The sequence below is a fragment of the Albimonas sp. genome, from assembly GCF_055129145.1.
Genome location: NZ_JBSRTQ010000149.1, coordinates 1 through 10,281, shown reverse-complemented (window position 1 = coordinate 10,281; position 10,281 = coordinate 1). Strand labels below are relative to the sequence as shown.

The 10,281-nt window shown below is 70.5% G+C and carries 9 protein-coding genes; 1 reads left to right on the top strand and 8 read right to left on the bottom strand.

Going from position 1 to position 10,281, the window contains the following annotated elements:
- The 4 genes from ACTB72_RS17920 to ACTB72_RS17905 form a co-directional block, all read right to left on the bottom strand.
- Window positions 1-1,085, bottom strand: a 1,085-nt coding sequence (locus tag ACTB72_RS17920) for an ABC transporter permease (RefSeq protein WP_463038373.1), incomplete at its 3' end; no start/stop codon positions are given.
- A 10-nt stretch (window positions 1,086-1,095) separates the two neighbouring features.
- Window positions 1,096-2,028, bottom strand: coding sequence for an ABC transporter permease (locus ACTB72_RS17915; RefSeq protein ID WP_463038372.1), 933 nt, complete (start codon window positions 2,026-2,028; stop codon window positions 1,096-1,098).
- Between the two features lie 8 nt (window positions 2,029-2,036).
- Entirely contained in the window at window positions 2,037-3,134 is a 1,098-nt protein-coding gene (locus ACTB72_RS17910; protein WP_463038371.1) for an ABC transporter ATP-binding protein, read from the bottom strand.
- Between the two features lie 89 nt (window positions 3,135-3,223).
- Window positions 3,224-4,363: an extracellular solute-binding protein gene (locus ACTB72_RS17905; protein ID WP_463038370.1), complete on the bottom strand. Its 1,140-nt coding sequence runs from the start codon at window positions 4,361-4,363 to the stop codon at window positions 3,224-3,226.
- A gap of 400 nt (window positions 4,364-4,763) precedes the next feature.
- Here ACTB72_RS17905 and ACTB72_RS17900 point away from each other — a divergent pair, with 400 nt between their 5' ends.
- Window positions 4,764-6,245, top strand: coding sequence for an aminotransferase-like domain-containing protein (locus ACTB72_RS17900; protein WP_463038369.1), 1,482 nt, complete (start codon window positions 4,764-4,766; stop codon window positions 6,243-6,245).
- On the opposite strand, the gene ACTB72_RS17895 is transcribed toward ACTB72_RS17900, so the two are convergent.
- The 4 genes from ACTB72_RS17895 to hydA all read right to left on the bottom strand — a co-directional run bounded on the left by ACTB72_RS17895 (window position 6,242) and on the right by hydA (window position 10,232).
- Window positions 6,242-7,027 carry a sulfite exporter TauE/SafE family protein gene (locus ACTB72_RS17895; protein ID WP_463038368.1) on the bottom strand — a complete coding sequence of 262 codons (786 nt, stop codon included), beginning with the start codon at window positions 7,025-7,027 and terminating at the stop codon, window positions 6,242-6,244. The two genes, ACTB72_RS17900 and ACTB72_RS17895, sit on opposite strands and share 4 nt — an antisense overlap.
- Window positions 7,028-7,166: 139 nt before the next feature.
- Window positions 7,167-8,090: a LysR family transcriptional regulator gene (locus ACTB72_RS17890; protein ID WP_463038367.1), complete on the bottom strand. Its 924-nt coding sequence runs from the start codon at window positions 8,088-8,090 to the stop codon at window positions 7,167-7,169.
- A 19-nt stretch (window positions 8,091-8,109) separates the two neighbouring features.
- Window positions 8,110-8,775, bottom strand: a complete 666-nt coding sequence (locus tag ACTB72_RS17885; protein ID WP_463038366.1) for an aspartate/glutamate racemase family protein — start codon at window positions 8,773-8,775, stop codon at window positions 8,110-8,112.
- A complete protein-coding gene (gene hydA / locus ACTB72_RS17880; protein WP_463038365.1) occupies window positions 8,772-10,232 on the bottom strand; it encodes a dihydropyrimidinase in 1,461 nt (486 codons plus the stop codon). The genes ACTB72_RS17885 and hydA overlap by 4 nt, the downstream gene beginning before the upstream one ends.
- Window positions 10,233-10,281: the final 49 nt, after the last annotated feature.

Genomic DNA, 10,281 nt, shown 5'->3' with positions numbered 1-10,281 from the left:
GGGGCGAAGGCGCCGCCCTGGGGGCCCGGCGCGCCGGAGGCGCCGGAGGTCGAGGGGGCGAGGGTCTCCAGCCGCTCGCGTCGCTCCTGCTCGAACTGCTCCTGGAGGACGCGCTTGTCTTCGAGCACCCTCAGCTCGCAGACCGAGCTGTCATGGTTCGCCCCGGTCCAGACCACCCAGGCCGCCAGCCCCGCCAGCAGGGCCGCGACGAACAGCGGATGCGCGATCTGCTTCAGCGCCGGCCTGTCGAGCGCCAGAAGGCCGGCGGCGGCGCGGGACTGGCGGCGCTTGGCGACCTCGAACACCGTGGCGAGGATCAGCGTGCCGGCGACGATGATGACGGCCACGGCCGAGATCGAGGGGTCGAGCCCGTAGCGGACCTTGGAGGCGAGGACGGTGGTGAACGTGCTCTCGGCCACGATGGTGAAGACGGTGGTGTTGTAGTTCTCCATCGAGGCTAGGAACGCCAGCACGGCGGCCGACGCGATGGCCGGCGCCATGAACGGCAGCAGCACCTTGACGAAGGCCTGGGTGGGGGTCGCGCCCATGTCGAGCGCCGCCTCGGTCAGGGTCGGGTCGAAGCGGGCGATGCGGGAAAGGAACACCAGCATCGAATAGGCGGCGATGAAGGTGACTTGGCCGACGACGGTCAGCCAGATGCCGTCGTAGAACAGGCTGTCGTAGCCGGCGCCGAGCATCGTCCCCATCCGGTCCCAGAAGATCAGCGTGGAAAGCCCGATGACCACGCCGGGCACCAGGATCGGGGCGATGAACACGGTGTAGAGCGAGGCGCGCAGGCGGGGGCCGACCTGGCTCAGGGTCAGGGCGGCGGCGAGCCCGATCGGCACCGCGATCAGCACCACGCCGACGCCGATGATCAGCGAATTGCCGATCCCCTCCAGCAGCCGTGTGTCCTGGGCGAGCTTGCCGAACCAGCCGAAGGTCAGGCACTCCCAAGGGGAGACGCGGGGGAACCCGGCCGAGTTGAAGGCGGTGATCGCCATGATGAAGAGCGGGCCGAAGAGATAGGCGAAGAACAGCGCGAGATAGAGGAACGGCAGCAGGATCGCGGGACCTTTGGTCATGCTGGGATCCTCACCGGCCGATGGCGCCGATGGACACGCGGAAGATGCGCATCATCAGCATGACGAAACCGATGCAGACCGCGAGCAGCACGATGGCGTAGGCCGAGCCGCGCGGCCAGTTCCCGCCGTCGTTGAACCATTGGTAGACGATCTGGGTGAACCAGAGGTTGGACGGGCCCCCGAGGATCTGGGGCGCCGCCAGCGCGCCGGCGGTCAGCATGAACACCATGGTGCAGCCCGAGGCGATGCCGGGTTTCGCATAGGGGATCACCACTTTGGCATGCACCTGGATGACCGAGGCGCCCATGTCGCGCGCCGCCTCGATCTGGTTGCGGTCGAGGCTTTCGATGGCGTTGTAGAGCGGGAAGATCATCAGCAGGATATAGGCGTAGGAGAGGCCGGCATAGAGCGCCACATCCTCGCCCACGAAGTCGAAGGGCACGTCCCAGAGACCGGCGGACATGCCGAATGCGTTGATCACGCCGGTGGCGCCGAAGAGGATGCGGAAGGCGAAGGCGCGCAGGATCTCGTTGACCCAGAACGGCACGATCAGCGCCAGCACCATCAGCCGGCCGGCGGCGCCCTTGGCGGAATGGGCGAGCAGGTAGGCGACGGGATAGCAGATGGCGAGGTCGATCAGCGTCACCGCCACCGCCGCGATCAGGGTCTTGACCAGCACGCCGATGTCGAGCGCGTTCCAGTCGCCGCCGCTGATCTCGGAGCCGAGGAAGAAGTAGCGGTATTGTTCCAGCGTATAGGTGTCGTCCGGGCCGCCCATCCGCGACGGGGGGAGGTTGTGGCGGAAGGAGAAGTCGAGCATCGCCAGCTGCGGCAGCGCGACCAGCAGGAACACCCAGAGGGTGACGGCTAGCCCCAGATAGATCGCGACGGGCAGGCCGTTGCGGTCGACGAAGCCGGCGAGGAAGGCGCGGAGGGCTGTCATGGCGCGCCTCAGGCCGAGGCCAGCTCGCCCGGGGGCAGGGCGCAGGCCATGTCCGGGGCGAAGCCGACGTGGATGTTCGCGCCGGGGCCGAAGTCGCCGGCGCGCTCGTCGTTGACGAGGGTCATGCGGAGTTCCCGCCCCGCAGCGGTCAGGACGAGGTGGCGTTGGGCCCCCTCGAATTCCTCACGGGTGACGGTCGCGGAGATGGCGTTGAGCGCGTCGGGGGCGCAGGGGCGCAGGGCCTCGGGGCGGATGAAGGCCATGCACTCGGCGCCCGGGTCGAGCTTGGCGCCGGGACCGGCGGCGGTCGCGACGCGCACCGGGGCGGCGAGGCCGAGGTCGAGGGTGGAGATGCCGTCCGCGCGGGCCAGCACCGAGCCGGTCAGCGCGTTGTTCTCCCCCACGAAGGAGGCGACGAAGGCGGTGCGCGGCGCGTCGTAGATCTCCCGCGAAATCCCCACCTGCTCGATCCGCCCGCGCGACATGACGGCGACGCGGTCGGACATGGTCAGCGCCTCGCCCTGGTCATGGGTGATGTAGATGAAAGTCAGGCCGACCTGCTTCTGGATGGCCCGCAGTTCGCGACGCATGTGCTGGCGCAGCTTGAGGTCGAGGGCGGAGAGCGGCTCGTCCAGCAGCAGGATGTCGGGTTCGACGGCGAGCGCGCGGGCGATGGCGACGCGCTGCTTCTGGCCGCCGGAAAGCTCGGACACCTTCTTGTCGCCCTGGCCGGTGAGCGCGATCAGCTCCAGCAGCTCATCGGCGCGCTTGCGGCGGGTCTTCCTGTCGATCCCCCGGACTTCCAACGGGAAGGCGATGTTCTCGGCCACCGTCATCAGCGGGAAGAGGGCGAGGTTCTGGAAGATCAGCGCGGTGGGGCGCTTGTTCGGACCGATGCCGCGCATGTCCTTGCCGCCGATGCGGATCTGGCCGGCGGTCGGCTCCTGGAAGCCGGAGATGCAGCGCAGCAGCGTGGTCTTGCCGCAGCCCGACGGCCCGAGGAACGAAAAGAACTCGCCGCCCTCGATGGTCAGATGCGCCCCGTCGACCGCCACGTAGTCGCCAAACTGCACCGAGACGTAGTCGAGCGTGATGTCTTTGGTCATCCGGGGCTCCGCGAAACGTTGGAAAAGGCCGGGGAAATGAGAAACGCGGACCGGGACGGCCCGGTCCGCGCGGATTTCAAAAGGAAGGCTCAGGCGGAGGTGAACTTGTTGACGAACTCGGTGCGCGCGTCGGCGTACCACTGCGCCTCGGCCGGCCAGGGGTTGAGGTTGGCCAGCGCGTCGCCCGGATAGGCGTCGGCGAAGTTCTTGGCGTAGGTCTCGCCGGCGTATTTGTCGGCGCCCAGCACCGGCGAGTTGTAGCCGTGGTGGTCGATGGCCTCGCCCGCCAGTTCGGGGTTGTAGGCGTAGGTCATGAACTCGTAGATCGCGTCGATGTTCTCGGCCCCGACCGGGATCGCCATGCCGTCGACCCAGGCCATCGCGCCTTCCAGCGGGGCCGCATACATCACCGGCTCGCCGGCGGTCTTCAGCGCCAGCGGCGGGCCGTCCCAGGTCTGGCCGACGATGACGCCTTCGTTGAGCAGGCCGTTCTTCTGGGTGTCGGCGTCGTTCCAGAGCAGCTTCACGTTGCCCTTCCTGGCGATGCACCAGTCGGTGATCTTGCCCCAGACCTCCGACATCGCCTCGGGCGAGGCGTAGGCCTTCCACACGTCGCCCGGCGCGAGCGCGCCGATGGTCTCCATATAGAGGCCCGCGCCCAGCATCATCGAATGGCCGCGGCCCATGGTCTTGCCGGCGTTCTCTTCGGCCCAGACGTCGCCGTAGGAGGGCAGGGCGCCCTTGGGGGTGAACTTGTCGGTGCGCCAGGCGATGCCTTCGGTCCCCCAGATATGCGGGGCCCAGTAGACGCCCTCGCCGAAGGCCCAGTCGACTTCGCCGATCTTGGCCATCGCCGGGTTGACGTTCTGCATCGGCACGCGGGAGAGATCGAAGGGCTGCAGCAGCTCCAGCGGCTGCCACTGCAAGGACCGATTGTTGGTCGGCGACACGATGTCGAAGCCGCGGCCCTTGGTGGCCTTCATCTTGTTGATGATCTCTTCGTTCGAGCCGATGCCCGTGAAGTTGATCTTGACGCCCGTGCCCTTCTCGAACGCCGTCACGAAGGTCTCGGGCAGGTAGTCGGACCACATCAGGATGTTCAGCTCGCCCGAGGAGGCGAGCGCCCGGCGGCTGACGAGGGCGGGGGCGGCGAGGCCGGCGGCGATGGCGCCGGCGCCGCGGAGGATCGCGCGGCGGCTGGGGCCGGTCTTGTGAGTGAGATCGGTCATCGAAACATTTCCCTGTTGGCGCCCCGTTCCTCGCCCGGCGGGCGCGCCATGGCGTTTCGGCAGGGCTGGTCGGCGAGACTTTTTGAGGCGAGCTTTTTTTGTCGAGAGTTTTCAGGCGAGGCGGTCCGGACGCGTCCGCGCATGGACGCCGCGGCCGGTTCCGCATTGCGTTGAAAAGGCTATTGCGGCGCAGCAACGCGGGCATAGAGCCAGAGAGTGGAATCTATGGCGCCACAGGGTCGGAAGAGGCAGTCTGGACCGGCGCTGCGCAGGCGCGCCGGGGGGCGGAGATCGCGGGCGCGTCGCATGGCGCGCGCGACCTGTCGCTTCCGCGCACCGGCGGGGCCGAAACCCGCCCGGGCCTGCGGCGCGGGTGCGGCGATGGCGACAGGACGGACCGATGCTCGACCCCTATTTCCGCAAGCCGCTGACGGCGGAGCGCACCTTGCAGCAGCAGGTGCGCGAGCGGCTGGTCGACGCGATCCTCGACGGGGCGGCGCCCCCGCATGAGCCGCTGCCCTCCACCCGCGACCTGGCGGCGCTGGCGGGCGTGTCGCGCAACACCGCCGTCCTGGTCTATCAGCAGCTGATCGACGACGGCTTCCTGCGCTCGGTTCCGCGGCGGGGGCATTTCATCGACGAACGGCATCTGCGCGAGGTCGCCGCGCTGCGCGGCGACACCCGCACCGCGTCGCTGTTCGGATCGGAGGCGGGGGCCGACTGGCCGGCGCGTTTCGCGCTCAACGCCCGCGCCCAGCGCAATATCGAGAAACCGGGCGACTGGCGGCGCTATCCCTACCCGTTTCTTTACGGGCAGGTCAGCGCCGACGACGTCTCGGTCGCGCGCTGGCGGGACGCGATGCGGGCTGCGGGGGCGAACCGACATGTGGAGGCCTGGATCGGCGATCAGGTGGACGGCGACGACCCGATGCTGATCGCCCAGATCCTGACCCGCGTCCTGCCCCAGCGCGGCATCCGCGCGAGGGCGGAGGAGGTGCTGGCGACCGTCGGCTCGCAGAACGCGCTCTACCTCATCGCCGCCGCGCTGACCAAACCGGGCACGCGGGTGGGGCTGGAGGATCCGGGCTATGTCGACGCCTTCAACATCTTTCGGGCGGCGGGGGCGGTGCTGGAGCCGCTCCGCGTGGATGGCGCGGGGTTGGTCATGTCGGACCGGCTCGACGCCTGCGACCTGGTCTGCGTCACGCCCTCGCATCAGTGCCCGACCGGCGTGACCCTGCCGCTCGACCGGCGGATGGCGCTGACCGAGCGGGCGCGAAACGCGGATTTCCTCATCATCGAAGACGATTACGAGCATGAGCTGAACCATATCGGCCCGCCCCGCGCGGCGCTGAAAAGCTACGATTCCGCCGGGCGGGTGATCTATGTCGGCAGCCTCACCAAGACGCTGTTTCCGGGGTTGCGCCTGGGCTTCGTGGTGGCGGCGCCGGCGCTGATCGAGGAGCTGCGCGCCCTGCGTCGGCTGATGTATCGCCACCCCCCCGCGCTCGACCAGCGGGCGATGGCGATCTTCATGGCGGAGGGGCATCTGGATGCGCATGTGCGGCGCACGCGCGGGCGGCTGGCGGCGCGCTGGACGCGGACGGCGACCGAGATCTCGGCCCGGATGCCGGAGGTGGAGCTGCGCGCGACCTCGGGCGGCTCGGCGATCTGGGCGCGGCTTCCGGGGGGGCTCGACGCGCGGGCGGTGGCGGCGGCGGCGCGGGAGCGGGGGGTGTTGGTGGAGCCGGGGGACGTGCATTTCCTGCGCGCGGACCCGCCGGTGGACCGGATGCGGCTGGGATTCGCGGCGATCCCGCTGGACCGGATCGGGGCGGGGATCGGGTTGCTGGCCGAAGCCGCGCGGGAGGTGGCGGGCTAGAACCACATCCCCATCGCGCCGCGGATGGCCGAGGCCGCGGCCATCACCGCCAGCACGATGATGGCGAGGCGGCGGTAGCCGGCCTCGGAGGTGCGCTTGAAGATATGGCCGCCGATCCAGGTTCCGCCGAGCAGCAGGGGCAGGCAGCAGACCGAGAGCGCCAGGGTCGGCAGGTCGAGCAGACCGGCGACGCCCATGCCCGGCAGCGCCATGACCGAGGTGGCGAAGAAGAAGCACATCAGCGAGGCGCGCGCCGTGGCGGGGGGCGTGCGGCGGCGCAGGAAATAGGCGACGGCGGGGGGGCCGGCCATGGCGGCGAGCCCGCCGAAGAGGCCGGCGACGACGCCCGCCGGGAACGCCTCGCGCCGGTCGGCGGGCGGGGCTGCGTCGGCGGCGGGGCCGCGCAGCAGGAACGCAAGGCCCGCCGCGACCGTCGCCGCGATGGCGAGGCGCAGCGCGGCGGGGTCCAGATAGGCCAGCAGCCACACCCCCGCCGGCGTTCCGATCAAGGCGCCCAGCGCCAGCCGCCCCAGCGAGGGCATGTCGAGACTGCGCCGGAGCATGGCTACGTCGCGCAGGCCGACCATGACCTGCATCAGGATCACCGCCGTCACCCCCTGCGCCGGTTCCACGATCATCCCGAGCAGCGGCACGGCGGCGAGCGCGAAGCCGAACCCGGTCACCCCGCGCAGCACCGCCGCCCCCAGCACCGCCCCCCCGGCCGCGAGCAGGGTGGGCGCCTCGGGCAGGGCGGCGATCAGGGCGGGGGATGCGAGGGGCATGCGGCGTGGTCCGGCAAGGGAGGAGGTCCGCCGCATCCTGCCGATATCGCGGCGCGGAGACAGGGCCAACGCGGCGGGTCCGGAGGGGCCAGATGGCGCGGCGCGGGGCGCGGGACCGGAAGGGAATGGGACCCGGCGGCTAGACCGGCTCGCCCGCGTCGGCGCGCACCGCGCGGCGGATCTCGTCGGCGAAATGCAGGGTGAGCTGGGAGACGGGCGCGTCGGTGCGGGTCAGCACGCAGCAGGGCGCCGAGACGGTGGGGCGGAAGCGGCGTTGCACCAGGCTCGGCCCCTGCATGAAGCCGGCGGTGTAGCGGTCGACGACCGCGACGCCGAGCCCGGCCTCGGCCAGCACGGCGGCGGTGTGGCAGTAGCGGACCTCGACCCGCGGCGCATAGGGCGTGTCGGCGGTCCGGAAGGCGTCGCGCAGCAGCTCGCCGAGGCGGGAGCCTGATTGCAGGCCGACGAAGCCGGCCTCGGCGGCGTCGGCGGGCGTGATCGCCTCGCGCGCCGCGAGCGGATGGCCCGGCGGCGCCAGCGCCACCATGTCGGCGTCGCCGATCACCTCGATGGCCACCCCGTTGCGCGGGGCGGCGAGCAGCACCAGTCCGATATCTGCGGCGCCGGCGGCCACGGCCTCGGCCACCGTCTCGGCCCGGCGCACGTCATAGTCGATCACCACGCCGGGACGGGCGTCGAGGAAGCGTTTCAGCGCCACCGGGGCCAGCGAATGGCCGAGCGGCGGGGTCGCCATGATCCGCAGTTTTCCCGCGGCCCCGGCGCGCAGGTCGCGGACCCGGCCCTCCACCGAGCGGAGCATGGAGAAGATCGGCTCGACTTCGCGGTAGAGGTTCAGCGCCTCCTCGGTCGGCAGGATCCGGCGGTTGCGGCGTTCGAACAATGCGAAGCCGACCTGCGCCTCCAGCGCGCGGATGGCGGTGGAGACGGCGGGCTGCGAGATGCCCAGCGCCTCGGCCGAACGCACCGTGGTCTGGTGCTGCATCACCGCGCCGAACACCTCCAGCAGGCGGAGGGAGAGGTCGTTGCGGCGCTCGATCTTCATGGCGGGGGGGCGGGGGCGGTCAGCCGGCCGCGCGCAGCATGGCGGTGGTCACCGCCATCGCGGTCGCGGCCTGCACCGGGTCGATGACGGGCACGCCGAGCCGCGCCTCCAGCGGCGCGCGGTGGCGGGCCATTCCCGCGCAGCCGAGGACGATGGCCTCGGCTCCGTCGCCGATCAGGGCGCCGCCGATCTCGACGAGGCGGGCGAACGTGCCTTCGCCGGAATGGGACTCGGCCACCGACATGTTCAGCGGAATTTCGCCCGCCAGCCGGTCCAGCACGCCCATGCGGCGCATGTAGAGGCGATGGCGGCGCACCGAGGCGTCGGCGATGGCGATCACGCCGAACCGGTCGGCGCGGGCCATGGCGGCGAGGACGCCGCATTCCTGGATGCCGAAGACCGGGCAGGGCGCGACCGAGCGGCAGGCGTCGATGCCGGGGTCGGAATAGCAGGCGATGACGAAGCCCGACGCGTCCTGCCGGGATTGGGCGAGGCGGGCGAGGGGCATGACGACGGAGTCGCTGTCCATCTGGGTTTCGACGCCGAACGGGCCCTCGGCCAGCGTCAGGCATTCGATCTCCGGTCCGCCGGGGATCGCGAGGGCGGCGACGGCGTCGCGCATGCCCATCGTGACGGCTTCGTTCGAGTTGGGGTTGACCAGCAGGATGGGGCCGGGAGCGGTCATGGGGCGATCCTCGCGCCGAAATTGGTGGCGGGGTTGAGTTCAGGGACCGTGGCGCCGGGGCGGCCGGTCATGTCGGGGGTGGCGCGGGCCATGAACCGGCCGGAGCCGCGCGCGGCCTTCAGCTCCCCGTCCTCGACGATGCGGCGGCCGCGGCTGAGGACGGTGACGGGGAAGCCTTTCAGCTCCATCCCCTCGAAGGGGGTGTAGTTCATGTTGTCGTGCTGGTCGGCGACGGCGACGGTCTTTTTCAGGTCCGGGTCCCAGATGGCGATGTCCGCATCCGCCCCGATGCAGATCGCGCCCTTGGTCGGGTGCATCCCGTAGAGCTTGGCGGCGTTGGTGGACGACAGCGCCACGAAGTCGTTGAGCGTGATGCGGCCCTTGTTGACGCCTTCCGAAAACAGCAGCGGCAGGCGCATGGCGATGCCGGGCATGCCGTTGGCGATGGACTTGAAGGGCGCTTCGGGGCCGTTGGCGAGCTTGCCGGTCTCGTCATAGCGGTAGGGGGCGTGGTCGGAGGACCACAGCGAAAACGTGCCGGTCTGCAGGTGGCGCCACAGAACCTCCTGCGTGGCGGCGTCGCGGAGCGGCGGCGAGCACATGAACTTCGCCCCCTCCATCCCCGGACGGTCGAGGTCGTCGCGGGTCAGGAAGAAATACTGCGGGCAGGTCTCGCCGAAGATCTTGGCGCCTTCCGCGCGGGCGTCGCGCACGATGCGCGCGCCCTCGGGGGTGGAGACGTGGACGATGACCAGCGGCGTGTCGACGAGGCGGGCGAGCGACACGGCGCGGTAGATCGCCTCCGCCTCCGCGATCGCGGGGTGGGAGGGGGCGTGGTAGCGGGGCGCCTTGTGGCCGGCGGCTTCCAGCCGTTCCACCATCCACTGGATCATGCCGTGGTTCTCGGCATGGACCATGGTGACGGCGCCGTGGGTTTTCGCGACCGTCAGGATGTCGAGGAACTGGCGGTCGTCGATCCGGGTCTTCTCGTAGGTCATGAAGACCTTGAACGAGGTCACGCCGCGGGCGAAGGCGGCGGGGAGTTCGTCTTTCAGGACGGTCTCGGTCGGGTCCGAGATGATCAGGTGGTAGGAATAGTCGATGACGGAATTGGGCGCGGCGCGGCCGTCGTAGACCTCCAATGTCTCGGTCACGCCCATGCCGCGGTGCTGGGCGGCGAAGGGGACGAAGGAGGAATTGCCCCCGAAGGCGGCGGACACGGAGCCGGTCCAGTAGTCGTCCGACGACATGCCGCCCGACGAGCTTTCCTGCGCGATATGGCAATGCGCCTCGATCCCGCCGGGGAGCACCAGTCTGTCGGTCGCGTCGATCACGTCCGCCGCGTCGAGGCCGAGGCCCAGGGCCACGATCTTGCCGTCCTTGATCCCGACGTCCGCCCGGAAGGTATCGGAGGCGGTGGCGACCGTGCCGCCCTTGATGACGAGGTCGTAGGTCATGCGGCGATCTTCCCTCCGGTGCGCCCGCCGATGGCGGCGACGCGGGCCT

Coding starts and splice junctions, on each gene's coding strand:
- ACTB72_RS17915 (WP_463038372.1), bottom strand. CDS start 2,028: ATGACAGCCCTCCGCGCCTTCCTCGCCGGCTTCGTCGACCGCAACGGC.
- ACTB72_RS17890 (WP_463038367.1), bottom strand. CDS start 8,090: ATGAAGATCGAGCGCCGCAACGACCTCTCCCTCCGCCTGCTGGAGGTG.
- ACTB72_RS17900 (WP_463038369.1), top strand. CDS start 4,764: ATGCTCGACCCCTATTTCCGCAAGCCGCTGACGGCGGAGCGCACCTTG.
- hydA (WP_463038365.1), bottom strand. CDS start 10,232: ATGACCTACGACCTCGTCATCAAGGGCGGCACGGTCGCCACCGCCTCC.
- ACTB72_RS17905 (WP_463038370.1), bottom strand. CDS start 4,363: ATGACCGATCTCACTCACAAGACCGGCCCCAGCCGCCGCGCGATCCTC.
- ACTB72_RS17885 (WP_463038366.1), bottom strand. CDS start 8,775: ATGACCGCTCCCGGCCCCATCCTGCTGGTCAACCCCAACTCGAACGAA.
- ACTB72_RS17895 (WP_463038368.1), bottom strand. CDS start 7,027: ATGCCCCTCGCATCCCCCGCCCTGATCGCCGCCCTGCCCGAGGCGCCC.
- ACTB72_RS17910 (WP_463038371.1), bottom strand. CDS start 3,134: ATGACCAAAGACATCACGCTCGACTACGTCTCGGTGCAGTTTGGCGAC.